This window comes from Azospirillum argentinense (genome assembly GCF_000632475.1).
GTDB classification, from domain to species: Bacteria; Pseudomonadota; Alphaproteobacteria; order Azospirillales; family Azospirillaceae; genus Azospirillum; species Azospirillum baldaniorum.
Genome location: NZ_CP007795.1, coordinates 507,270 through 532,074, shown reverse-complemented (window position 1 = coordinate 532,074; position 24,805 = coordinate 507,270). Strand labels below are relative to the sequence as shown.

The following is a 24,805-nucleotide window of genomic DNA, read 5'->3' as shown; positions in this document are numbered from 1 at the left end:
TCATGATTTCCGAGGCGGGCGGCCTCTTTACTCTCATCGCCTGTCCAATGAAGCCGCTCGGCGCGCGTCGCGGCAGCGATGCGCGGCCTTCCACAACCAGGAAAGGACAACCCGCGCGTGATCGATCTTTCGGGAAAGGCGGCCATTGCCGGCGTTTTTGAATCGCCCCGCCGGGATGCGCTGCGCGTCCACCCCTTCGCCCTTCAGATGGAGTGCATCCTCGGCGCGCTGGACGACGCCGGGCTGACGCTGAAGGACGTGGACGGGCTGTGCGCGGCCTCCGGCGACTGGGCCGAGGGCGGCAGCACCATGGATGTGGTCGAACTGGCCGAATACATCGGGATCGCGCCGACCTACGTGAACAGCACCGACGTCGGCGGATGCTCCTACATCCTCCAGGCCGGTCAGGCGGCGGCGGCCATCGCCACCGGGCTGGCCGAGGTGGTGGTCATCAGCTACGCCGCCTGCCCGCGCTGGTGGCCGCTGAGCAGCCCGTCCTTCGACCCCTTCGTCTTCCCCGCCGGCCCCGGCCAGTACGAGATTCCCTACGCGCCGACGCTGATTTCGACCTACGGCCTGTTCGCCCGTCGCCATATGGACCTGTATGGCACCACACCGGAACAGCTTGCCCAGGTGGCCGTGACCTTCCGCGAGCACGCCGCGAAGAACCCCGACGCCCGGCTGCGCAAGCCGATCACGGTGGACGACGTGCTGGCCTCGCCGATGATCGCCTCGCCGCTGCACCGGCTGGACTGCTGCGTGGTGACCGACGGCGGCGGCGCCGTGGTGATGACCAGCCGGGAGCGGGCGCGCGACCTGAAAAAGCTGCCGGTCCATCTGATCGGCTACGGGGCCGCCGTTGCGCGCACCCAGAACAGCCAGATTCCCGACGATCTGACCACCCCGGCGGCGCTGTCCGGCCCGCGCGCCTTCGCCATGGCCGGGGTGACCCCCGGCGAGATCGACGTGGCGCAGATCTACGACGCCTTTACCATCACGCCGATGCTGGCGCTGGAGGATTTGGGCTTCTGCGGTCGCGGGGAGAGCGGCGCCTTTGTCGCGGACGGCAACCTGACGCTGGGCGGCAGCCTGCCCACCAACACCGACGGCGGCGGGCTGTCGTCCAATCATCCCGGCAAGCGCGGCATCTTCACCCTGATCGAGAGCGTCCGCCAACTCCGCGGCGAGGGGCCGGGCGTCCAGGTGCCCGACGCGCGCATCGCCCTGGCCCATGGGCTGGGCGGCACCTTCTGCTCCGCCGCCACCGCCATCCTTGCCCGGTAAGGTGCCTGATGACCAGCATGACCACCCCGCCCGTCCAGGACGAGACTTCCGCCCCCTTCTGGGAAGCGGCGCGCGAGGGGCGCTTCCTGATCCAGCGCTGCCCGGAGACCGGGCGTTTTCAGTGGTACCCGCGTGCGCACTCCATCCACGCTCCGCACGCCCGCCCGGAGTGGGTCGAGGCCAGCGGGCGCGGCGAACTGCTGACCTATTCGGTCGTCCATCGCGGCAACCAGCGCGTCGATCCCTACGTCTGCGCCCTGATCCGGCTGGAGGAGGGCGTCACCGTCTTCTCCCGCGTCGAGGGGGTGGCGGAGGCCGATCTGCGGGCCGGGCTGCCGCTCGCCGTGGCTTTCCACCAGCTCGACGAGACCACCAGCCTCCCCGTGTTCCGCCCGCGGACTCCCGACTGAGGGTGCCTTGACATGACCGCCATCCATCTCGACGACATCAAGCCGGGCGACCGAACGCGCTCCTCGTGCGTCACCGTCACCGAGGCGCACATCGTCTGGTTCGCCGGGCTGACCGGCGACTTCAACCCGCTGCACATGGACGCCGAGGCCGCCAAGGCCAATGGCTTCGGGCGGACCATCGCCCACGGCATGCTGACCCACTCGCTCAGCACCGGCCTGCGCTCCGCCATCGACGACTGGGCGATCCTTGCCTTCCTGGAGACGCGCCGCCGCTTCGTCGGCCCGGTCTTTGCCGGCGACACCGTGCATTACGAGGCAGAGGTCGCTGAGGTCCGTCCCAGCGCCTCCAAGCCCGACCGCGGCATCGTCCGCGTCGCCATCACCGTGAAGAACCAGCGCGGCGAGACCGTGCAGGAGGGCGAGGACGTGCTCTCCATCGCCCGCAAGGAGGCGCAGGCATGAGTGCCCCAGCCACCCATCTCCGCCGCCTCGCCGGCCGTGTCGCCTTCGTCACCGGCGGCGGCGGCGGCATCGGGCGCGCCGTCTGCGAGCGGCTGGCCGCGGAAGGGGCGGCGGTCGTCGTCGCCGACATCGGGGCCGAGGCCGCCGAGAGTGTCGCCGCCGCGCTGCGCGCCGACGGGGCTCAGGCCCACGCCACCGCGCTGAACGTCGCCGACCGGGAAAGCTGGGGTGCCGCCGTGACCGGCATGCCCGAAGCCTTCCGGGGCGTGGACATCATGGTCAACGTCGCCGGCATCGTCCGCGACCGCTCGCTGTCCAAGATGACCGACGCGGAATGGAGCGCCGTCATCGACGTGAACCTGCGCGGCACGTGGCTGGGCTGCCAGACGGCCTTCCGGCTGGTCGGCGACCGCGGCTGGGGGCGCATCGTCAACATTGCCTCCACGGCGATCCTGGGGACCTTCGGGCAGGCCAACTATTCCGCTTCCAAGGCCGGGGTGGTCGGGCTGACCCGTACCGCCGCCCTGGAGGGCGCGCGCCGCGGCATCCTGGTCAACGCCGTCGCTCCAGGCGTCGTGGAGACCGCCATCGTCGAGGGCGTGCCCGACGCGGTGCGCTCGCAATGGCTGGAGAAGACCCCCATCGGCCGGCTGGGCAAGCCGGCGGAGATCGCCGCCGTCGTCGCCTTCCTGGCGTCCGATGACGCGGCCTATGTCACCGGCCAGACCATCGTCGCCGACGGAGGGGCGACCACCGGCGACTACTGATTTTCGCGCAATAACGAAGAACGACGCCGAAACGGCGGTACCGCAACAACAAGACAGGGATTGGCAACATGATGGAATTCTCGCGCCGCCGCCTTCTCCAGACCGGCGGGCTCGTCGGCACCGCCCTGGTGACCGGCGGGCTGGCCGGCACCGCCTTCTCGCGCATCGCGGCGGCGGCGGACGACCCGCTCTACGCCGCCGCGAAGAAGGAAGGCGCCCTGACCCTCTACTGGGGCTCCTACGAGCAGCAGACGATGGAGGCGATCCGCGACGCCTTCAAGGCGAAGTATCCGGGCATCGAGGTCAACCTGCTCCGCCAGGCCTCACAGACCGTCTACACCCGCCTGCGCATGGAGTTGCAGAGCGGCGTCCACGAGTGCGACTCGCTGGGCACCACCAACATGCTGCACTACACCGAGCTGAAGAAGATCGGCGCGCTGGCGCCCTTCGAGCCGGTGGACGGCGTGCACATCCCGGACGCCTTCCGCACCCTCGACCCCGACAAGATGTTCCATGTCGGCGCCATCAGCCTGACCAGCATCAACTACGCGCCGGGCAAGGTCCAGACCCCGCCGGCAAGCTGGCAGGCGCTGCTGGAGGACCAGTGGCAGGGCAAGATCACCACCGGCAGCCCGGCCTTCTCCGGCGACGTGGCGAACTGGGTCGTCGCCATCCGCCGCAAGTACGGCGACGACTTCCTGCGCGCCTTCGGCAAGCAAAAGCCGAAGGTCGGCCAGTCCAACGTCGACACCGTGACCGACATCCTGGCCGGTGAGCGCGTCGTCGGCTCCGGCGCGCCCTTCAGCTACACGCTGACCCAGAAGGCCGCCGGCAACCCCATCGACGTGGTGGCCCCGTCCGACGACGCCATCCTGAACCTGGGCGTCACCGGCATCCTGGCGAAGGCCCCGCACCCGAACGCGGCCCGGCTGTTCACCAACTTCCTCTATTCCACGGAGGTGTCGATGATCCTCCAGAAGAACTACTGGCCGACGCTGCGCAAGGACGTGCCCTGGGCGGAGGGGCGGTCGCTGGACCAGTTGAAGTGGACCCGCAACACCGGCGACGACCTCGGCCCGGAGGTCGCGGAAGGCATCGCCAAGTGGAAGGAACTGGTGCGCTGATCGCTGTTTCCCTCTCCCCTTGGGGAGAGGGTTAGGGTGAGGGGGGTGCGCGTATCGGTACGTTTGGCAAAAGCGCAACCCTCCGCCGCCGTCGTCGTCGCCTGCGCGTATCGGTACGTTTGGCAAAAGCGCAACCCCTTCACCCGGCGCCTTTGGCGCCACCCTCTCCCCGGAGGGGCGAGGGATGGTACGGACAATGGAGGCGGACCCTATGGGGGTCATTTCAACGGACAGCCCAGACAGCGCAGCCGCGGCAACCGCGCGCCCGGCGATGGCCCGCGTGCCGCTCGCCAGGACCGTGGTCTTCGGCGCCGTCGCCCTTCTTCTCTTCCTGCTGGTGGTCCTGCCTTTCGGCTGGGTTCTCAACAACAGCGTCCACGACGACCTGACCGGCGCCTGGACGCTCGGCAACTACGCGCGGATCTTCCAGTCGGCGGACCTGCTGGAGCCGCTGTTCAACTCGCTGCTCCTCGCCGTGGCGACTGCGGTGATCGCCGTCGGCATCGGCGTGCCGCTGGCCTGGCTGGTGTCGCGGACCGACCTGCCGTTCCGCCGCACCATCCGCGTGCTGACTCTGACCGCCTTCGTCACCCCGTCCTTCATCGGGGCGACCGGCTGGATTCTGCTGGCGGCGCCCAACTCCGGTTGGCTGAACGCGCTGTGGCGCTCGCTCGCCGGGGCGGAGGCGGGGCCGCTGCTGAACATCTACTCGATGACCGGGGCGATCTTCATTTGCGGCATTTACACCGTCCCCTACAGCTTCACCATGGTGTCGAGCGCGCTCGACGAGATGGCCGTGGAGCTTGAGGACGCCGCCGCCACGCTGGGCTCCGGCACGCTGCGCACCATGCTCAGCATCACCATCCCGCTGGTTACCCCGGCGGTGATTGCCAGCTTCATCCTGTCCTTCATCCAGGGGCTGACGCTGTTCGGCGTTCCGGCCTTCCTGCTGACGCCGACCGGCATTCCCGTGGTGACCACCAAGCTGGCCGAGTTCTACCAGCTCTTCCCGCCGGAAATCTACATGGCGGCCGCCTACTGCATGCCGCTGCTTCTGGTCACCGCCATGCTGTTCTGGATGCGCCGCCGCATCCTGGGCCGCAAGCAGTTCGTCACCATCTCCGGCAAGAGCCGGGCGGGGCGGCGGATCGCGCTCGGCGCCGCCCGCTGGCCGGCCTTCGGGGCGGCTCTGCTGCTGCCGTTGGTCTCGGTCTTCCTGCCCTACGCCGCGCTGCTGCTGGTGTCGCTGACCCGCGCCTGGGGCCAGGGCCTGTCGTGGGAGAACCTGTCGCTGCACTGGTACTGGTGGGCGCTGTTCGGCAATTCGGAGACCCACACCGCCATCGTCAACTCGCTGGTGTTCTCGACGCTGGCGGCGACGCTGTGCGTGATGCTCGGCACCGTGGTCGCCTACATCGTGGAACGGCGGATGGTCTTCGGCGCCAGCCTGTTCGGCGCGGTGGCGACCGTCCCCATCATCATCCCCGGCATCGTCATGTCGGTCGGCTTCTTCGCCGCCTACACGCGGGCGCCGCTCAACCTCTATGGCACGCCGCTGCTGCTGGTGGCGGCCTTCGCGGCGACCTTCCTGCCCATCGCCTACGCCCATGGCGGGTCGATCCTCAAGGGCATCGGGCCGGAGCTGGAGCGCGCCGCCCGCAGCCTGGGCGCCGGGGAGGGGCGGACCTTCCTGTCCATCACCATCCCGCTGATGGGCGGCGGGCTGCTGTCGGGCTGGTTCCTGGTCTTCATCCCGATCATCCGGGAGCTGTCGGTGGCGGTCTTCCTCATCACGCCCAAGACCAACGTGATGACCACCCTGATCTACAACGCCAAGGACGGTGGCAATTACGAGGCCGTCTGCGCCATGAGCGTCCTTCTCCTCCTCATCACGCTGGCGCTGGTGGCCGCCGCCGGTCCCCTGACGCGCCTGACCACCGTGCGCCGCACCTCTCGCAAATCCGGTCGTAAAACCGCCCCGGCGGAAGGAGTTCTCCCCACATGAGCGGGATCCGCATCAAGAACCTCCGCAAGTCCTTCGGCACCTACACCGCGCTGCACGGGATCGACCTGCAGGTCCCCAACGGCACGCTGCTGGCCCTGCTCGGCCCGTCGGGCTGCGGCAAGTCCACGACGCTCCAGCTCCTTGCCGGGTTCGAGGCGCCGACCGAGGGGGAGATCTGGGCCGACGACGTGCTGCTGTCCTCGGCGCGCGGGGTGCTGCCGCCGGAGAAGCGCGGCATCTCCCTGGTCTTCCAGAACTACGCGGTGTGGCCGCACAAGACCGTGGCGGAGAATGTCGCCTTCGGCCTCGCCATCCGCCGCCTGCCCAAGGCGGAGATCGCCGAGCGGCTGGACCGCACGCTGCGCACCGTCCGGCTGGAGGCGCTGCGCGACCGCTACCCGTCGGAGCTGTCGGGCGGCCAGCAGCAGCGCGTGGCGCTGGCCCGCGCGCTGGCGGTGGAGCCGCGCATCCTCCTGCTCGACGAGCCGCTGTCCAACCTCGATGCCCATCTGCGCGAGGAGATGCGGTTCGAGATCCGGCAGGTCCACGACCTGCTGGGGCTGACCACCGTCTATGTCACCCACGACCAGTCGGAGGCGCTGGTCACCGCCGACCGCATCGCCGTCATGAAGTCGGGCCATCTCCAGCAGCTCGGTTCGCCGGAGGACATCTTCGAGCGGCCGTCCAACGCCTTCGTCGCGACCTTCATCGGTGCCAACAACGAGCTGGCCGGGACCAGCGAGGGCAACGGCGCCATCCGCGTCGGCAACCATGTGCTGACCGCGCCCGACCGCAGCGGGGCGGCGCATGGCGGGACGGTGTCGCTGTGCGTTCGGCCCTCCCAGGTCCGGCTGTTCGGCGCCGAGGAGACGGGACTGCCCGCCGAGGGCTGCAACGTGCTGTCCGGCACGGTCCAGCGCTCCGCCTATCTGGGCGAGTACCGCGACGTGCTGGTGGATCTGGGGAGCAGCCGGACGCTGCGCGCCTTCATTCCGCCCGCGCAGAGCTTCGCTCCGGGCAGCGTGGTGACGGCGCTTCTTCCCATCGGCTCCTGCCAGATCCTCGGGCCGGCGGCTTAATCCGCCAGTCCAATCCAAGAGAGTTCCGAACGATGACCATCGCCACGACCGGCGAGGCCGACGCCTTGCCCGAAATCCTGACCGAGCGGCGCGGCGCCGTCCAGTGGGTGATCTTCAACCGGCCCAAGGCGCGCAACGCCATCACCCCGTGGATGGAGGACCGGCTGATCGAAATCTGCCGGGAGGTCGACGCGGACCCGGCGGTGAAGGCCCTGGTGCTGACCGGTGCCGCCGGCGACAAGCCCGCCTTCATGGCCGGCGCCGACCTGTCCTGCCTGCAGAGCGTCAAGACGCCGGAGGACTACACGATCCTGGAGGACCGCGCGGAAACCGCGGCGATGGCGCTGGAGGCGGTGCGCGTTCCGACCATCGCCGCCCTGGCCGGCGCCTGCGTGGGGGAGGGGGCTTTGCTCGCCGCCTGCTGCGACGTGCGCATCGCCACGCCGTCGGTGCGCTTCGGCTTTCCCATTGCCCGCACGGTCGGCAACTGCCTGAGCATCAAGAACCTCGCCCGGCTGACCGCCATTCTCGGCACCGCGCGGACCAAGGAGATGATCTTCAGCGCCCGTCTGCTGACCGCCGACGAGCTGTCTGGCGCCGGCGCCCTGCGCGGCGTCGTTACGGAGGACAACCTCACCGAGCGCACCCAGGAGTTGGCCGAGGAGCTGGCGGGCCTCGCCCCGCTGACCCTGTGGACGACGCGCGAGGCGCTGCGCCGCTGGCGGGACCATGGGCTGCCGGCGGACGGCGACGCCGACCTGCTGCGCCTCTGCTACCTCTCCGCCGACTATCAGGAGGGCATCGCGGCCTTCCTGGAGAAGCGCCGCCCGGTCTGGGTGGGGCGGTAGGGGCGCCCGCGGCGGCGTCAAACCCCTCTCCCGCCCCGGGAGAGGGTGGCCCGCAGGGCCGGGTGAGGGTCGTGCGAGGATCAAGGCACGGATTCTTGACGGCACCCTCACCCTTCCCTCTCCCGGGACGGGAGAGGGGATGTCCTTGCCGCCATCCATACCCTTCACTATCCTGGCGCCGCATCACGCGCCCATGCGGGCGTTCAGCCGCCATGGGACCCGCCTGTCATGCCGACCACGCCCGACGACCTTCCGAGCGGCGCCCCCGACGTTGCGGCGCTGGAGCGGCGGTTGCGGGCCGCTCCCGACGATCTCGCGGCGACGCAGGAACTGGCCGGACTGCTGTTCCGGACGGGGCGAGCGGCCGACGCCGAGCCTCACGCCCGCAACGCGGTCCGGTTGGCGCCGGAGGACGCGCGCTCCCACACGTTGATGGCGCTGGTGCTGGCCGACACCCACCGGCCCCAGGCCGCCGAGTTCCATTACCGCCGGGCGCTGGCCCTGGCGCCGCCGGACGCCGCGACGCTGGCCAATCTCGCCTGGAGTCTGAACCGGCAAGGCCGGCTGGAAGAGGCGCGGCGGACCTACCGCCGGGCCGCGGCGCTGCATCCGTCCATCGCGCTGACCTGGCACGGCTCGGCGCAGACCGAGGAGGCCGCCCGCGATCTTCCTGCCGCGCAACGGCTGGTGGACCGCGCCCGGCGTCTCGACCCCAACCACCGTGGCGCCGACACCTTCGCGGCGGCTCTGCTGGCCCGGCAAGGGGACGGAGAGCAGGCGCTCGCCGTATTGGCCGCCTCGGCCGCCCGTCATGGCGGCCCCGACCCCGATGCGCTGCTGGAGACGGGGCGCATCCTCGACCGGCTGGGCCGCCACGATGAGGCTTTTGCCGCCTTTGCCGTCGGCAAGGCGCTGCTGCGGCAGGCGGGGCGCCGCTACGGCGAGGAGGAGGCGGTGGACCTCATCGCGCGCCTCGCCACTTTCTTCGTGGCGCCGCGCCTGCGCCTGATGCTGCGGCCCGCCGCGCCGGCCGCCGGGCCGCAGCCGGTCTTCATCGCCGGCGCTCCGCGTTCCGGCACTACGCTGGTCGAGCAGATCCTGTCCAGCCATCCCGCCATCGCCGCAGGGGACGAGCTGCCGTCGCTCGGCGCGGTGGTCCGGGCGCTGCCGCAGACGTTGGGCAGCCCGCTCGGCTATCCGGAAGCGCTGTCGGAGCTGTGGATAGGCGACCAGCGCGACGGGCTGGAGCGGTTGCGCGACGCCTACCTCCGCCACGCCCGCAAGCTGGTTCCGGCCAAGCCCGGCCACACGCTGTTCACCGACAAGATGCCCTTCAACGAGACGCATCTCGGTCTGATCGCGCTGATGTTCCCCTCGGCACCGGTGGTACATGTGCTGCGCCACCCGTTGGACGTCGTGCTGTCGATGATGGGCACCAACCTCACCCACGGCTTCCATTGCGCCAACGATGTCGAGACGGTGGCGCGCCACGTCCTTCTGGTGTTCGATCTGGTGGAGCATTACCGGCGGGAGATGCCGTTGCGCTACCTGCCGCTGCGCTACGAGGATCTGGTGCGGGAGCCGGAACCGGCGGTGCGGCGCTTGCTGGGCTTCCTCGGGCTGGGCTTCGACCGGCGCTGCCTGCGTTTCGAGGAGAATCGGCGCCACGCCCGCACTCCCAGCCACGCCCAGGTCGCGGAAAAGCTCTACAGCCGCTCCGTCGGCCGCTACCGCGCCTACATGGAGCATCTGAAGCCGGCGATCCCGATCCTGGAGCCGGTCATTCTCGGTCTGGGCTACAGCCTGTAGCATGCCACCCATGCCTCCGTCCGACAGCGACCTCTGCGAAATCCGCCGCCGCGAAGGCCGGCTGGACGAGGCCGCTGCCCATGGCCGCCGCGCCGTCGCGCTCGATCCCGGCGACGCGGCGGGCTGGTACAATCTGGGTGTGGCGCTCTACGACCGGCTGGAGGCCTCGGCGTCGATCGCCTGCGAGCGCCGTGCCGTCCGGCTCGCCCCGGACGCGCCGGGTCCGCATTTCGAACTGGCTGAGGGGCTGCTGCTCTCCGGCCAGTGGGAGGAGGGCTGGCGGGAGTATGACTGGCGCTGGCGCCTTCCCGGTGTGCCGCCGCTGATTCCGCCCGCCGTTCTGGAGCGGCATGGGCACACCGTCGCACGGTCCTGGGATGGCCGCCCCTTGCCCGAGGGCACTCTGCTGCTGGTCGCCGACCAGGGCTTCGGCGACACCATCCAGTTCGCCCGTTACCTGCCGATGGCGGCGGCGCTCTGCCCGAAGCTCGTGGTCGCCTGCAGCCCGGACATGCGGCCGGTGATCCGGTCCCTTCCCGGCGGATACCGGACGGTCACCGACTGGGAGGAGGCGCCGCCCTTCGCCGCCCACGCCGCGCTGTCCAGCCTGCCGGGGCTGTTCGGCACGAGGCCCGACAGCGTTCCGCCGCCGCTCCCCGGCCTGCGGGCCGAGCCGGAGCGGGTGCAGCGCTGGACGGAGCGCCTGGACGGGCTGTTGCCCCGCGGCTACCGCCGCGTCGGGCTGGTCTGGGCGGGGCGCCCGACCCATGGCAACGACCGCAACCGCTCCCTGACGCTCGCGCGGCTCGCGCCATTCTTCGCTTTGGAAAAGACCGCGCTGGTGTCGCTTCAGAAGGGGCCGGCGCAGGCCGAGGCCGCCCGCTATTACGGGACGGCGCCGCTGGTCCATCTGGGGTCGGAACTGGAGAGCTTCGCCGACACCATGGCGGTGCTGGCGCTGCTCGACCATGTCGTCTGCGTGGACACGGCGGTCGCCCATCTGGCCGGGGCGATGGGGCGCCCGACCGCGGTGCTGCTGCCCTACGCGCCGGACTGGCGCTGGCTGCTCGGCCGCGGCGGCACGCCCTGGTATCCCACCGTCACGCTGCACCGGCAGCCGGCGCCCGCACGGTGGGACGAGGCCATCCGCGGCGCCGTTGCCGCAGTGACAGGACGCAAACTCACGGCTTCAGGGCGGCCAAGCCGTCGGTGATCCCCTTGGTGGAGATCGGGAAGGCCACCGCCTGCGTCCCGCCATAGGGGCGGACGGCGATCTGCGCGCCCTTGGAGCGGCGCAGCGCGGTCAGCGTCGCGTCGTCCATCGGGGCGTTGGCGAGGCAGCCGTCCTGGATGCACTGCTGGTAGGTCAGCGCCAGCGGCTTGCCGTCGTCGATGGTCAGCGCCGCCCCGGCGCGCAGGTCGACGCCCAGCGGCAGGATCACCACCATCACCCCCTTGCCGTCGGGAGCGAAATAGCCCACCGACGCCTTGAGGATGCGGGTCGCCTGCTTGGCCTCCTTGTTCTCCATCACGCGGGTCTGCGACAGGAAGCAGCGCGGCTTGCCGTCCGGGGGCGTCTCGCATTCGGTCTGCCAGTCGCCGAAGGTCTTGCCCGGCTCCACCGCCCCGGCGGGAGTTCCGCCCGCGAGGAGGAGGAGCGCTGCCAGCGCCCCCGTGATGAAGGCCTTACGCATCGCCGTCATGCTCCTCACAGCTTCCATTTCAGGCCGGCGGTCGCCGACACCGTGTTCTCGCGGGCGCGGATCGCATCCTGAACGCCGATGGTGGCGGTCAGACGGTCATCCAGAGCCACGCCCAGCCCGGCGCCGATCACCAGGGCGTCGCGGCCCGGCTTGCTGGCGTCGGCGGTGAAGGCCACCCCGCCCAGACGGTTGGTGGTGGAGGCCGTGGCGTCGGCGAAGTCGTGCTCCCACGCCAGGGCGGCGTTGGGCAGCAGGCGCCAGCCGCCCACCGTCACGCTGGTGCCGGCGCGCACGCCGACCGCGCTGCGCAGGCTGGTCCAGCCCGCCGCCTCGACGTCCAGCGCCACGCCGCCGCCGGACTCGCGGAAGGCTTCGCGGGTGATGCGGTCGAAGCGCAGGCCGGCCCGCGGCTCGATCCAGGCGCTGTCCGACCCGGCGAAGGCCATGCGGTGCCCGGCGGCGATCTCCACCGAGACATCGTGGCCGTCGGCGCTGCCGCTGGCGCCCTGGCCCAGCGTGCCGAAGGCGATGCCGCGCGAGGCGTCGTAGTTGGCGTAGCCGTAGCCGATGGCGCCCTCGACAAAGGGGCTGTCCGCGGTGCCGCGCAGGCTCCAGGAGCCGTAGAGCGTCGCCTGATAGCTGTCCACGTCGGCCTTGCCCAGCCCGTCGCGCGAGGTGACGCGGTTGCGCAGGTAGCCGAGCGCCACGCCGCCGCTCACGCCGTTCTCGTAGCTGTGGTCAGCACCCAGCAGGAAGCCGCCGATCCGCTCGGTGGTGCCGGCGGCGTTGCCGTCCGAGCCGGTCCGGCTGTAGGCCGCCAGCGGCTGGCCCCACACGCCGCCCGACCCACGGGTCTCGCCCGTCTCGCCGACGGCGCGCGTGCCGTTGCCGCTGCCGGCCAGCCGGACGCCGGACGAGGACGCCGCGCCGCCGCGCAAGGCCGACAGGCGGCCCTCCACCGCGCTGCCGAACAGGCGGCGGCTGGTGCGGTCGGCGGCCAGCGTGTCGGCGTGCAGCTTGCCCGAGAGCTGGTCGAGCGCTCCGGCGATGCCGCTGCCCGGCAGGCCGTAGAGGCCGCTGAACAGCGGGGCGGCGACGCCTTCCAGCCGCACCCCGGCGGCCGGACGCAGCGCGTCCACCGCCGCGCCGGCGGCCTGCTGGTTCCGCGTGCCGCCGCGCACCGCGTAGTTGGTTGGCGTGACCACCAGCCGGACGGTGTTGGCGCCGTACAGCGTGTCGAAGCGGGTGCCGGCCGGCAGGCCCGCCGCCGGCTGGGTCACCGTGGCGAAGCTGCCGGACACCCCGCCGTCCGCCTGGACGATGGTGAAGCTCTGCCCCAGCGTGGCGGTGTAGGCATTGGTGGCGTCGCCGCTGATGCCGCGCAGCACCGGAGCCAGCGTGCCGCCGGCGGTGAAGGACGCGGTCTCGACCCGGATCTGGTCGTGGCGGCCGGCACCGTTGCCGGCGGTCGGGCCGTCGATCTCGGCGCGCAGCACGCTGGTTCCGGTCAGCGTCACCGCGGACTGGAAGGTCAGCACGCCGGGGGAGTTGCCGGGCGACAGGGTGCCGGACAGCACCGCCGGCCCGACGACCACGCCATGCCCGCCGAACGTCGACCCGGCGCTGGTGGTGAGCGACCCGGCGACGAAGCCGTCGACGGTGGCCGCGGCGCCGTTCCCCAGGGTGACCGCGCCGGTTGTGCCGGTGGCGGCCACGGTGATGGTGCCGTCGCCGACGGTGACCGGGGCCATGACGACGCCGGCCAGGGTGGCGGTGCCGCCGGCGATGACGGTGACCGCCCCGTTGACCGCGCCGTTGGCGGCGACGGTCAGGGTGCCGCCCTGCACCGCCAGCGTGCCGCCGACACCGCCGCCCTCGATCACGGTCATGGCGCCGCCGCGGGCCACCGTCACCGGTACGGCGACCACGCCGCCGACCGTGGCGCTGCCGCCATTGTTCAGGGCGAGCGTGCCGCCCGCGACCACGCCGCCCTTGGCGACGGTCAGGGCCGCGCCGTCGCCGACCGACAGACCGCCGGCGTTGGCGAGCTGGCCGGAGACGACCACCGCGCCGGGGCCGGACGCGGCCAGCGCGCCGCTGCCGCTGACCGAGCCCGCCAGCGTGACGGTGCTGCCGTCCGGCGTGATGGTGCCGCCGCGGCTGGTCACGGTGACCGACTGGCCGATCGTCAGCGGTGAGTCCGGACGCAGCGTGCCGCCGTCGAACGTGACCGAACCGCCCTGGACCGCGCCGTCGCCGTTGGAGAAGCTGGGGCGGCTGGTGTCGATCACGCCGGTCGCCGGAGGCGTCGGAGTGGGGTCGGGATCGGGGTTCGGGGTCGGGTCGGGGTTGGGATTCGGATTGGGGTTCGGCTCGGGTTCGGGCTCCGGCTCGGGTTCCGGCTGTGGGACCACCTTGGTCAGGGTGAGCTGGATTCGGTTGTTCGCTGTGTCCAGGGTGGCCGTCGGGGTCAGCGTCGTGTCGCTGTTGGTGACGGAGGTGAAGCCGCCGGACACCCCCCCCGCCGCGGTCAGGATGGTGTAGGTCGTGCTGTCGCCGTAGCCGCCGCCGGTGGAGGTGATGGCCAGCGCGCCGCCCATCGTGGCGGTGCCGGTGACGGCCAGCTTGCTGGCGGTGCTGGAGGTCGTCCGGATCGCCAGCGTGCTTCCGCTCTGCTGCGTGTAGTTTCCGGTGACGGTCAGCGTGCCGGGGGTGCCGGTGGCACCGGGGGTCAGGGTGGTGCCGGACGGGTTGGTCACGTTGCCGACGATCGTTCCCGTCCCGGTGAGCGCCGTGCCGCCGGTCAGCTGGAGCGCCGTGGTGAGGGTACCGTCGACGCGCAAGGTCCCGCTCTGGACGTCCGTCGTGTCGGCGGAACTCGCGCCGCCCAGTGTCCAGGCCGTTCCGTTCAGGGTCAAGGTGGTGATGCCGGACACCGGTCCCGCGATGGAGCCGCTTCCCTCCAGGTTCAGCGACTGGGTGCCGCTCAAGGCCGTGATGCCGCCGATCACCACGCTGGCGTCCTTCAGCGTGATCGTGCCGCTGCCTTGCCCCGCGAAGGTCCGGATCGCGCTGAAGCCGGAACCGGCCACGATCGTCCCGTGATTGACGATGGTCGTGGGGCCGTTGGTGGCAATCGCGTCGGTGGTCGAGATGATCGTGCCGTAATTGACGACCGAACTGGCGCTTATCGCGTTGATCCGGATGGCGGGATAATTGATCTGCTGGAATTCCGTCGCCGGCCGCACGCTCTTGATGAGCGCCGTGCTGTTGCTCGGCGAGCCGTTCGTGATGTCGGCGGAATGCTTGATCTCGATGGCGGACCAGTTGCCGATGATGGTCCCGGTGTTCTGGACGACGGATTTGATGCCGCCCGCCGAGTTCTCGATGAGGATGCCCATGAAGGTGTTGGGCACGCTGATCAGCCCGGAATTGATGATCGTGCCGTAGCTGTGCGCGTAGATGCCATCGGCCTGGCTGTAGTTCGTCGGCTCCGAGATCTTGATGGTGCCCTGGTTGGTCAGGGTCCATCCAGCGCTCGACTGAACCCAGACGCCGGTGGCCAGAGGATACTGGACCGATGGGCCGGTGTCGTCCACGCCGCCCGTGCTGGTGATCAGGATGTTGCCGGCGGTCGGGTAGAAGCTCTCGGTCGTCTTGACCGTCGATAGAGTCTCGATCGGTGCCGCGTTCGCGGCGAGCGACACGCCAAGCGCGAGGGGGGCGGCGACCATCGCCGGGAGGCGTCCGCCCGACATGAGGCTTCGGCGGATCGTCTCAAGGGGGGACATCGACGGCGGCATGGGCGACTCACCTTGCGAGCGGGGCGTAAGCGTTACGACCAATGGTTTACACCATCCGATCATAACGGGTATCTCGCATTGTCGCCAAGACAAAATATACAAACGTATGAGAATTTGAAATTTAATTTTTATCTAATCTTGCAAATTGCGCAGAAAAAGAGGCTATGAATTTATGGATACTTGCACAATGAACGGTGAAAGGGGGTCTTGTCCGTTGGGGGATGCGCAGGTTTAGCCAAACCGTGCGGAATGTTGACGTGTTCTCGATTAACGATTTCGAGAATGGGCTGATTTGAAAATGCAGAAAATTGTCAAAAGCCGTATTCACATCGGACCGCAGCCCCGTTTCGGCCGTGTCGATGCGGCAAATTACCACGTCGGAGGTTAATGGGCGAAGCGGTGCCGGCCCGGCAGCCGCTCCGTCCTTGCAGGCCGCCGGGCCGGACGCGATCACGCAAGCCGGGCGTTCAGGGTGATCTCCGTGCCGGTCAGCGCCTTGGACACCGGGCAGTTCTTCTTCGCACCCTCGGCCTGCTGGCGGAAGGTCTCGGCGTCGATGCCGGGAATCTCGGCCTCGCAGTCCAGTTCGATCTTCGTGATGGCGAATCCGTCGCCGGCCTTGTCGAGATGGACGCGGGCGGTGGTGTGCACGCGCGTCGGCGTGTGCCCGGCCTTCGACAGGCCGGCGGACAGCGCCATGGAGAAGCAGCCGGCGTGGGCGGCGGCGATCAGTTCCTCCGGGTTGGTGCCGGTGCCGTTCTCGAAGCGCGACGGGAAGGAGTAGGCGCCTTCGAACGCGCCGCTGCCCAGCCGCATTGTGCCCGAACCCTGGGCGAGGTTGCCGCGCCATTCCGCATCCGATTGCCGCACAGCCATGGTGATCTCCCGATCCTGTGATTGTTGGACGAACCGCCGCTCAAGTTAGAGCCGACCGGAGGAACGGCAATCGCCACAGGAGTTAAGCAAGAGGAGCGTTTGGCACCCGAAAAGCACCCGGGGCATACGGAAAAGCAGAGGAAGGCGCAGAACAATTAAGGTTTTGTGGCGTTGTCCCGGCACAGGGAAAGCCAGAGGTTGAATGGGGGTAGGAGGAATGAGCATGCGCCAACCGGATTGGCAGATCGCGGCCGGAGCGCCGCCGCGGGGCGGCGATGCCCAGGCGGTCAGTGCCGCCGACATCCGGGCGCTTCTGGCCGACAGCGGCTGGTTGGCCGTCGACGCTTCCGCCTTGTCCGACGAAGACGATCTCTACGCCGCCGGATTGACCTCCCATGGGTCGGTGAACCTGATGCTGGCGCTGGAGGAGCGCTACGGCGTCGAGTTCCCGGAACATCTGCTGCGCCGCCGCACCTTCGAGAGCATCGCGGCGATCCGGTCCGCGGTCGCCGGTCTGCTGGACGGCGCCCCGGGCGGGATGGGGGCCGGCGGGATGGGGGCCGGATGAAGGCGCCCGTGCCGGACAGCCTGCCCGCCATGGCCGCCGAGGCTGCCGCCGGAGCCGCGTCCGAGGCCGCCGCCATCGCCGGGCGCCATGCCGACAGCGTGGACCGCGAGGCGCGCTTTCCCGCCGAAGCCTTCGCCGCTCTGCGCGAGGCACGGCTGCTCGGCCTGATGGTGCCGCGGGCCTTCGGTGGCGGCGGCGGCGGTCTGACCGACGCCGCGGCGGTCGCCCACGCGCTGGCCCAGGCATGCCCGTCCACCGGGCTGATCTATGCCATGCACCAGATCCAGGTCGCCTGCCTCGTGCGCCACGGGCAGGGCAGCGACTGGCACCGCGGCTTCCTGGAGCGGTTGGCCGAAGAGCAACTTCTTCTCGCCTCCGCGACGACCGAGGCCGGGATCGGCGGTGATGTGCGCTCCAGCGCCTGCGCGGTGACCGGCACGGTGGAGGGTGAGACGGGCGGCGCCTTCCGGCTCGAAAAGCAGGCGACGGTCATCTCCTACGGGGCGGAAGCCGATGCGATCCTGGTGACGGCGCGGCGCACGGCGGACTCGCCGCCCTCCGATCAGGTCATCGTGCCGGTGCTGCGCGGGCAGACGCAGTTGGAGGAGATCGGCGGCTGGGACACGCTGGGCATGCGCGGCACCCGCAGCGTCGGCTACCGGCTGGTGGCGGAGGCGGAGCGGGCGCAAATCCTGCCGCTGCCCTACGCCGACATCTCCGCCCGCACCATGCTGCCGGTGACCCACATCCTGTGGAGCAGCGTCTGGCTGGGCATCGCGACGGATGCGGTGGCGCGGGCCGCCGCCTTTATCCGGGCGGAGGCGCGCAAGCGTCCCGGCACCCCGCCGCCGGGCGCGCGGCGGCTGGCCGAGGCGACCGCCGGCCTTCAGTCCATGCGCGGCATGGTGCGCGGCTCGCTCGCCCGGTTCGAGGAGGCGGCGGACAATCCCGACCGTCTCACCTCCCTGGGCTTCGCGGTCGCCATGAACACGCTGAAGACCGAAGCGGCGGAGATGGTGGTGCGGATCGTGGGGCAGGCGATGCTGGCCGGCGGCTTGTCCGCCTACCGCAACGACAGCCCCCACAGCCTGGGCCGCCACCTGCGCGACGCCCATTCGGCGCCGCTGATGATCAACAACGACCGGATCCTGGGCAACACGGCGAACCTGCTGCTGGCGCACAGGGACAACGGTTCTCTCTTCGGCTGAGGCTTTCTCGGAACGGAATGCGGCGGATGGACATGCGGGCAGAGGGCACACCGGTGGAGAATGGGCAGGCGGCGTTCCGCGACGCGCTGATCGCGGCCGGGCTGCTGATCCCCACGGGGGTCGATGGGCTGTACGGCCGCAGCGGCGTCTTCGAGGATGTCGTGGAGCGCTTCAACGACCTGATCACCACCTGGGGCGGCGACGACGGGGCGGACGTCATGCGCTTTCCCCCGGGGGTGGCCCGCCATCAGTTCGAACAGAGCGGCTATCTGAAGAGCTTCCCGCATCTGGCCGGCACCGTTCACGCCTTCAAGGGCGACGAGCGCGCCCATCAATCCCTGCTGCGCCGGCTGGAGGAGGGGGAGGAGTGGACCGACGCCCAGTTGGCGACCAACGTCGTCCTGACCCCCGCCGCCTGCTACCCCGTCTACCCCACCATCGCGGAGCGCGGGCCGCTGCCCGCCGACGGCGCGCTGGTCGATGTCTATTCCTACTGCTTCCGCCATGAACCGTCGCTGGACCCGGCGCGGATGCAGATGTTCCGGATGCGCGAATATGTGCGCGTCGGCACGCCGGAGCAGGTCATGGAATTCCGGCAAAGCTGGGTGGAGCGCGGGCGGGCGCTGATGGAATCGCTGGCCCTGCCGGTCGCCGTCGATCTGGCGAACGACCCCTTCTTCGGGCGGGCCGGGCGGATGCTGGCGGCCAGCCAGCGCGACCAGGGCCTGAAATTCGAACTGCTGATCCCCATCGCGTCGGCGGAGCAGCCGACCGCCTGCCTCAGCTTCAACTACCACCAGGACCATTTCGGGCTGCTGTGGGATCTGCGGACCACGGATGGCGCGGTCGCCCACACGGCCTGCGTCGGCTTCGGGATGGAGCGGGTGGCGCTGGCGCTGTTCCGCCATCACGGCTTCGACGTGAAAGCGTGGCCCGCCGCCGTGCGCGCCGTCCTTTGGGGCTGAGCGGGCAGGGGAGGCCGGGCATGGCGCATCCGCTCGACAGGCCGGACCGCGACTGGGCGGAGACCAACTGCTACACCGACCTGTGGCTCGGGCTGCTGCGGGCGCTGGGGATGGAGCCGATGGCGGCCCTGGCCTTCACCGTCGCGCAGGATTTCGAAGGCGACCAGTTCACCTTCTTCAAGGTGCCGCCGGAGGACCTGCGCCGCCTCTATGGGCTGGAGGTGCAGGAACTCGCCCTCTACGACCGGCTGGAGACCCACGCGGCGGTGCAGGTGGCGCGCGGGCGTCCCGTGCTGGTCGAGGTGGACGGCTATCACCTGCCGGACACGCGGGGGACGTCGTATCGCGCGCAGCACGTCAAGACGACCATCGCGATCCTCGGCATGGACGCGGGCGCGCGGCGGCTCGACTACATCCACAACGCCGGGCGCTTCACGCTGGAAGGGGAGGACTACGATGGCCTGTTCGCCCCCGCCCCCCTGTTCCCCTATGTGGAGTTCGTGAAGCGCAGCGGCCCGGCCTTGGAGGGAGAGGCTTTGATGGACGCCTCGCGTGGGCTCCTGTCCCACCATCTGCGCCGTCGCCCGGCGGGCAACCCCATCGCTGCCTTCCGCGCCGCGTTGCCGGAGCAACTGGAGATACTGGCCGCCCGGCCCATGGACTATTTCCATCTCTACGCCTTCAACACGCTGCGGCAGGTGGGGGCGAATTTCGAGCTTCTCGGGATGCATGTTCGCTGGATCGGCGGGCCGGCGGAGGCGGCGGAGGCATGCGCCACCCTCTCCGCCACCGCCAAGGCGTTCCAGTTCCAACTCGCGCGCGGCGTGCACCGGCGGCGCTTCGGCGATTACGCGGAACCGCTGGAGGCGATGGAGCGAGCGTACGACCGCGCGCTCGGCGCGCTGCTCCGCCGCTACGGGTGACCGACCATGGCGCGCCTTCACGCCGTGACCGGCCGCAGCGTGACGCCCCTGTCCGCGGGGTGGGAACTGTGCGTGACCGAGCCGGGGGCGACGCCCGGCGGGGACTGGCTGCCCGCCCCGGTGCCTGGCACCGTCGCTCAGGCGCTGCGCGAGGCCGGGCTCTACCGGCTGGGCGATCCGCTTCCCCTCCACGACCGCGACGTCTGGTACCGGGTGCGGCTGAGCGGTGACGGGCCTTGCACCCTGCGCTTCCATGGCCTCGCCACCATCGCGGAGGTCTGGCTGGACGGCAAGCGCATCCTGGCCAGCGACAGCATGTTCCAAAGCCACGACGTGCCCGTCACGCTGCGCGGCACGCACGCGCTGCGCATCGTCTTCCGGGCCCTGAATCCAGTGCTGAAGGCGCGGAAGGGGCGGGGCCGCTGGCCGGTCCGGCTGGCCGAGCCGGCAGGACTGCGAACAGTGCGGACCACGCTGCTGGGGCACATGCCCGGATGGTGCCCGCCCGTGCCGGCGGTCGGCCCCTGGCGCCCGGTGGAGATGATCACCGAGGATGGTCCGCTGCGCGTCCGTTCCGCGGACCTGCGCGCCACGCTGGAGGGGCGGGACGGCCGCCTGTCCCTGACGTTGGCGGCGGCCTGGAACGGGTCCGCTTCCCCGCCGGGCTGGCTTGAGGTGGGGGAGGCGCGGGCTCCGCTGCGCTGGACCGGGCCGGGGGAACTGCGCGGTGACCTCCGCCTGCCGGAGATCGAGCCATGGTGGCCGCACAGCCACGGCAACCCGGCGCTCCACGCCGTGCGCGCGTCGGTGGGCGACGCGCGCATCGATCTCGGGAGCACCGGCTTCCGCCGCATCGAGCGCGAGCCCGGCGACGGCTTCGCCCTGCGCATCAACGGGGAGCGGGTTTTCTGCCGCGGCGCCTGCTGGAGCAGCCCGGATATCGTCGCCCTGCCGGGGACGCGGGACGCTTACGCCCCCTGGCTGGAGACGGCGTGGCAGACCGGCATGACCATGCTGCGCGTGCCGGGCATCGCCACCTACGAGGCCGACGCCTTCTTCGACCTGTGCGACGCGATGGGGATCCTCGTCTGGCAGGATTTCATGTTCGCCAATTTCGACTATCCGGCCGACGAGCCGTTCTTCGACGGCGTGCGGCGGGAGGCGGCGCAATTTCTCGATCGGGTCCAGGCGTCGCCGTCGCTGGCCGTCCTGTGCGGCGGCAGCGAGGCGGAGCAGCAGGCGGCCATGCTCGGCCTGCCGCGCGAGCGCTGGAGCCAGCCGCTGTTCGACACCGTCCTGCGCGACGAGGCGGAACGGGCGCGGCCCGACGTCCCCTACGTGACCAATTCCCCGACCGGCGGGCCGCTGCCCTTCGCCGCCGACGCGGGGGTGACCCATTACTACGGCGTCGGGCCCTATCTCCGCCCGCTGGAGGACGCGCGCCGGGCGAGTGTCCGCTTCGCCTCCGAGTGCCTCGCCTTCGCCAACATGCCGGCCGCCGGGGCGCTGTCCGGCGTGCCGGCGGTCCACGACCCGCGCTGGAAGGCGCGTGTGCCGCGCGATCCCGGCGCCCCGTGGGATTTCGAGGATGTGCGGGACCATTACCTGCGGACGCTGTACGGCGGCGATCCCATGGTCCTGCGCTACGAGGACCCCGACCGCTACGCGCGGCTGTCCCGCGCCGTGACGGGGGAGGTCATGGAGGCCGTCTTCGCGGAGTGGCGGCGGGCCGGCTCCTCCTGCGCGGGTGGGCTGGTCTGGATGTTCCAGGACGTCTGGCCGGGGGCCGGCTGGGGCGTGGTCGACTCCGCGGGCGTGCCGAAGGCGGCGTGGCACGCCTTGCGCCGCGCCTTCCGGCCGGTGCAGGTCCTGCTGACCGACGAGGGGGTGAACGGGCTGGCGATCCATCTGCTCAACGAGACGGCGGAGCCGGTGGAGGCGGTGCTGACCCTGACCGCCCTGCGGCGGGGCGAGGTTCCGGTGCTGCGGGCCGAGCGGACGCTCACCCTGCCGCCGCGCAGCGCGCAGGTGGTTCCGGCGGCGTCTCTGCCCGACCGCTTTGTCGACCTGACCGGCGCCTATCGTTTCGGCCCGCCGACGCACGACGCGGTGGTGGCGGCGCTGTTCGATCCACGGTCCGGCGCGCCGCTGGCGGATGCCTTCCATTTTGTCCGGGGCGGCCGGATGGAGCGCGTGGAACTGGGTTTGGGCGCCCGCGTGGAGCGGACGGACGAGGGGTGGTTGTTGGTTCTGTCCAGCCGGCGCCTCGCCCGTTCCGTCCATATCGAGGACGACATGTTCCGGGCGGCGGAAGAGTGGTTCCATCTCCCGCCGGGAGAAGAGCGGCGGGTGCGGCTGATCCCGCGCCACCCTGGTGCGGCGGTGCCCGATGGTGAGGTCCACGCGTTGAACGGGCTGGACCCGACCCGTTACCGGGGGGTGGCATGACGTCCGGCCCGTCCATGCCCGTTCTGTTCGACGGCTGCTTTGGCTGGTTGCACCCGGCGGGCGGGCGCCGTGGCGTCGTGCTGTGCGCGCCCTATGGCGGGGAGGCGCTGGCCACCCACCGGGCGTGGCGCCGCTTCGCCGAGAGCTTGGCCGCGGCCGGATTGCCGGTGCTGCGCTTCGACTATCCCGGCACCGGAGACAGCGCCGGCGAGGAGGGCGATCCGGCCCGTCTGAACGCATGGCTCGGCGGCATCCGCGCCGCGGCCGCACATCTGCGCGCCGTCGCAGGGGTGGAGGAAGTGGCGTTGGTGGGGTTGCGGCTGGGTGGGCTGCTCGCCGCAGCGGTGGCCCGCGAGGTGGGGGCGGACGCCCTGGTCCTGCTGTCCCCCTTCCCCTCGGGCCGGGCCTTCCTGCAGGAGCTGCGGGCGGTGGCTCTGCTCGCCGAACGGCCGGCGGACGCCCCGCCCGCGGTGGGGCCGGAGGGGATCGACAGCGCCGGATTCCGCCTGACTCCGGAGACGGCGGAGGCTCTGCGGGCGCTCGACCTCGCGCGCGTGGCGGAGGCCCCGGCGCGGCGCGTGCTGATCCTCGACCGCCCGGAGGGCCGCGCCGCCGCTCTGGCCGAACGGTTCCGCGCGCTGGGGGCCAACGTCGAGGAGGCGCCCTTCCCCGACCACGCGCGGCTGATGAGCAGCGTCCAGCACGCGGCCCTGGACTGTTCGGCCTTCGCGCGGGCGACGGCCTGGCTGGCGCAGGACGTGGCACCGGGCGTGGCGCCCGCCGGGCCGGGCCGAACGATGGAGGCGCCTGCTCCCCGTCTGCGGCTTCCCGGCGCGGTGGAGCGCCCGCTCCGCTTCGGGCCCGGCGCGGGTCTGTTCGGCATCCTGTGCGAGCCTGTCGCCGCGGCCGCCGAGCGGCCGGCCGTTTTGCTGCTGAACAGCGGCGCCACGCCGCACGGCGGCACCGGGCGCATGTCGGTGCGGCTGGCCCGGCGGCTGGCGGCGCGGGGAATCGCCTCGCTGCGCCTGGACCTGGGCGGGCTGGGGGACAGCGCGTCGAAACCGGGGCGCCGCGACGGGCTGATCTATTGCCGGGACATGGTGGAGGACGCGCAGGCCGGGCTCGACGCGCTGGAGGCGGCGGGGCATGCCGCCGCGGTCGCCGTGGGGCTGTGTGCCGGGGCGGCGGTGGCGCTGCATGTGGCACTGGCCGACCCGCGGACGATCGGGCTGGTGCTGGTCAATCCGGGCCGCTTCGTTCTGGGGGACGGGGTGACGCAGGAAGAGGCCATCGGCAGCGCGGTGAAGCCGGCCGCCGCCTATCTTCCGCGGCTGACCGAGCCGGCGGTGTGGCGGGCCATCCTGCGCCAGGACCGCAAGGCGTCGCGCGTCGCCCGCGGCCTGTCGGAGCGCGCGGCCCGCCGCCTGCGCATCGGGGCCGGGCGGCTGCGCGCCGGGCTGACGGGGCGGGGCTACGCCCGCGACGACGTGCTCCACGCCTTCCAGGCGTTGACCGACCGCGGAGTCCGCACGCTGATGGTCCACAGCGCGGGCGACGTGACGCTGGGCGAGTTGGAGGCGCAAGCCGGAGCGGACGGCGGGCGGCTGCGCCGGATGGGCGGGCTGTGGATGGAGCGCCTCGCCGGGGCCGATCACAGCCTGATGGAGCGCGCCGCGCGGGAGCGCTTCGCCGGCCTGCTGGATGACCTGCTGGACCGCATCGGCACGGGCGCGACGGGCGCCGTGCGCGGGAAAGGCCCCGGCCCACCGGAAGGGACCGGGGCCCTCCGCGTCAATCACGCGACGGGAAATAGCCCAGCATGAAGATGAAGAAGAACAGCGACTGGTAAGGCTGCAGGTTGTTGAAGGGGGTCGGGCCGGCGACGCCGCCCCCCGCGCTCACGGCGATGCTGGCGCCCGTGGGCCCCCCGCTGACCGTGCCCTGGGTGGAGAGCGCGCCGGTCAGCGAGCTTCCGCTGGGCGGCGTCGGCAGGCTCGAGGCCGGAATGTAGGGCCCGTTGAGGGTCACGTCGGTGCTCGGATCGATGAACTGTCCGCCCAGCACCACCGGGTTGCCGGACGGGCTGTTGCTGTTGCCGACGCCAGGGTTCAGCGGGACCGTGACCGTCGCGGTGAACGGCACGCTGCCGCCCGCGCTGCCGCCCTGGAAGGCCGCGCTGTGGGTGTGCACCGGCAGGTTGGCGCCGCTGACCGTCGTGTACTGCGTGCCGCCCGAATTGCCGGGGTTGAGCGTGCTGCTGGTGTAGGGGCTGATCCCCGGCCCCACCATCACGCGGCCGCGCAGGTCGGGCAGGTTGAACGTCGAACTGGCCTGCCCGCCGCCGAAGGCGCCGGCTGTGACCGCCCACAAGGCTTGGTACTGCTGGGAATTGACGGTCTGTCCCAGACATTGCTGGGTGTTCACCGGGGCGAAGTTGCCGGCGAATGGAAAGATGGTGCCAATGTAGAAGTCCATGGCGAGATCTCCGGTGGATTCGATGCGCTGGGGCGGACGGTGTGCGGT

The 24,805-nt window shown here is 71.1% G+C and carries 20 protein-coding genes; 16 read left to right on the top strand and 4 right to left on the bottom strand.

The genetic code is table 11. The features are described 5' to 3' along the window. Window positions 1-117 precede the first annotated feature (117 nt). The 10 genes from ABAZ39_RS24785 (at window position 118) to ABAZ39_RS24740 (ending at window position 11,001) form a co-directional block, all read left to right on the top strand. Window positions 118-1,284, top strand: coding sequence for a thiolase C-terminal domain-containing protein (locus ABAZ39_RS24785; protein WP_247881739.1), 1,167 nt, complete (start codon window positions 118-120; stop codon window positions 1,282-1,284). A gap of 8 nt (window positions 1,285-1,292) precedes the next feature. Beyond that, window positions 1,293-1,694, top strand: a complete 402-nt coding sequence (locus ABAZ39_RS24780; RefSeq protein ID WP_040136595.1) for a Zn-ribbon domain-containing OB-fold protein — start codon at window positions 1,293-1,295, stop codon at window positions 1,692-1,694. 12 nt (window positions 1,695-1,706) lie between these two features. Next, window positions 1,707-2,156 (top strand): MaoC family dehydratase, encoded by a 450-nt coding sequence (locus ABAZ39_RS24775; protein ID WP_040136593.1) that lies wholly within the window; start codon window positions 1,707-1,709, stop codon window positions 2,154-2,156. Next, window positions 2,153-2,923, top strand: coding sequence for a 3-oxoacyl-ACP reductase FabG (gene fabG, locus ABAZ39_RS24770; RefSeq protein WP_040136591.1), 771 nt, complete (start codon window positions 2,153-2,155; stop codon window positions 2,921-2,923). Before ABAZ39_RS24775 ends, fabG begins: the two co-directional genes overlap by 4 nt. A gap of 68 nt (window positions 2,924-2,991) precedes the next feature. After that, window positions 2,992-4,047 carry an ABC transporter substrate-binding protein gene (locus ABAZ39_RS24765; RefSeq protein ID WP_040136589.1) on the top strand — a complete coding sequence of 352 codons (1,056 nt, stop codon included), beginning with the start codon at window positions 2,992-2,994 and terminating at the stop codon, window positions 4,045-4,047. Window positions 4,048-4,318: 271 nt separating this feature from the next. Next, window positions 4,319-6,052: an ABC transporter permease gene (locus ABAZ39_RS24760; protein ID WP_051658505.1), complete on the top strand. Its 1,734-nt coding sequence runs from the start codon at window positions 4,319-4,321 to the stop codon at window positions 6,050-6,052. Next, window positions 6,049-7,131 (top strand): ABC transporter ATP-binding protein, encoded by a 1,083-nt coding sequence (locus ABAZ39_RS24755; protein ID WP_040136587.1) that lies wholly within the window; start codon window positions 6,049-6,051, stop codon window positions 7,129-7,131. The genes ABAZ39_RS24760 and ABAZ39_RS24755 overlap by 4 nt, the downstream gene beginning before the upstream one ends. Window positions 7,132-7,163: 32 nt before the next feature. Next, on the top strand, window positions 7,164-7,979 hold the full coding sequence (locus ABAZ39_RS24750) for an enoyl-CoA hydratase (protein WP_051658504.1): 816 nt from the start codon (window positions 7,164-7,166) through the stop codon (window positions 7,977-7,979). A 228-nt stretch (window positions 7,980-8,207) separates the two neighbouring features. After that, window positions 8,208-9,788, top strand: coding sequence for a tetratricopeptide repeat-containing sulfotransferase family protein (locus ABAZ39_RS24745; RefSeq protein ID WP_051658503.1), 1,581 nt, complete (start codon window positions 8,208-8,210; stop codon window positions 9,786-9,788). A gap of 10 nt (window positions 9,789-9,798) precedes the next feature. Then, window positions 9,799-11,001 (top strand): glycosyltransferase family 9 protein, encoded by a 1,203-nt coding sequence (locus ABAZ39_RS24740; protein ID WP_040137245.1) that lies wholly within the window; start codon window positions 9,799-9,801, stop codon window positions 10,999-11,001. Here the strand turns inward: ABAZ39_RS24740 and ABAZ39_RS33410 are convergent. From ABAZ39_RS33410 to ABAZ39_RS24725, 3 genes are all read right to left on the bottom strand, one after another. Beyond that, window positions 10,970-11,491: an invasion associated locus B family protein gene (locus ABAZ39_RS33410; RefSeq protein WP_051658502.1), complete on the bottom strand. Its 522-nt coding sequence runs from the start codon at window positions 11,489-11,491 to the stop codon at window positions 10,970-10,972. The two genes, ABAZ39_RS24740 and ABAZ39_RS33410, sit on opposite strands and share 32 nt — an antisense overlap. A 5-nt stretch (window positions 11,492-11,496) precedes the next feature. Next, a complete protein-coding gene (locus tag ABAZ39_RS24730) occupies window positions 11,497-15,225 on the bottom strand; it encodes an autotransporter domain-containing protein (protein WP_040136585.1) in 3,729 nt (1,242 codons plus the stop codon). Between the two features lie 519 nt (window positions 15,226-15,744). Beyond that, a complete protein-coding gene (locus ABAZ39_RS24725) occupies window positions 15,745-16,170 on the bottom strand; it encodes an OsmC family protein (RefSeq protein WP_014242273.1) in 426 nt (141 codons plus the stop codon). A gap of 223 nt (window positions 16,171-16,393) precedes the next feature. Between ABAZ39_RS24725 and ABAZ39_RS33405 the strand changes: the two genes are divergently transcribed. From ABAZ39_RS33405 to ABAZ39_RS37580, 6 genes are read left to right on the top strand one after another with little or no spacing between them, the layout of a single operon-like run. Then, a complete protein-coding gene (locus tag ABAZ39_RS33405; RefSeq protein ID WP_081863352.1) occupies window positions 16,394-16,738 on the top strand; it encodes an acyl carrier protein in 345 nt (114 codons plus the stop codon). Beyond that, the gene (locus tag ABAZ39_RS24715) at window positions 16,735-17,946 is read left to right on the top strand and encodes an acyl-CoA dehydrogenase family protein (protein ID WP_040136582.1); all 1,212 of its coding nucleotides are present in this window, start codon (window positions 16,735-16,737) and stop codon (window positions 17,944-17,946) included. Before ABAZ39_RS33405 ends, ABAZ39_RS24715 begins: the two co-directional genes overlap by 4 nt. Window positions 17,947-17,963: 17 nt before the next feature. Beyond that, entirely contained in the window at window positions 17,964-18,911 is a 948-nt protein-coding gene (locus ABAZ39_RS24710; protein WP_081863309.1) for an amino acid--[acyl-carrier-protein] ligase, read from the top strand. A 20-nt stretch (window positions 18,912-18,931) separates the two neighbouring features. After that, window positions 18,932-19,834 (top strand): DUF1839 family protein, encoded by a 903-nt coding sequence (locus ABAZ39_RS24705; RefSeq protein ID WP_040136579.1) that lies wholly within the window; start codon window positions 18,932-18,934, stop codon window positions 19,832-19,834. 6 nt (window positions 19,835-19,840) lie between these two features. Then, window positions 19,841-22,282 (top strand): glycosyl hydrolase 2 galactose-binding domain-containing protein, encoded by a 2,442-nt coding sequence (locus tag ABAZ39_RS24700; RefSeq protein ID WP_040136577.1) that lies wholly within the window; start codon window positions 19,841-19,843, stop codon window positions 22,280-22,282. Beyond that, entirely contained in the window at window positions 22,279-24,105 is a 1,827-nt protein-coding gene (locus ABAZ39_RS37580; protein ID WP_051658501.1) for an alpha/beta fold hydrolase, read from the top strand. Before ABAZ39_RS24700 ends, ABAZ39_RS37580 begins: the two co-directional genes overlap by 4 nt. On the opposite strand, the gene ABAZ39_RS24690 is transcribed toward ABAZ39_RS37580, so the two are convergent. Then, a complete protein-coding gene (locus ABAZ39_RS24690) occupies window positions 24,074-24,757 on the bottom strand; it encodes a phage tail protein (protein ID WP_040136575.1) in 684 nt (227 codons plus the stop codon). The two genes, ABAZ39_RS37580 and ABAZ39_RS24690, sit on opposite strands and share 32 nt — an antisense overlap. Window positions 24,758-24,805: the final 48 nt, after the last annotated feature.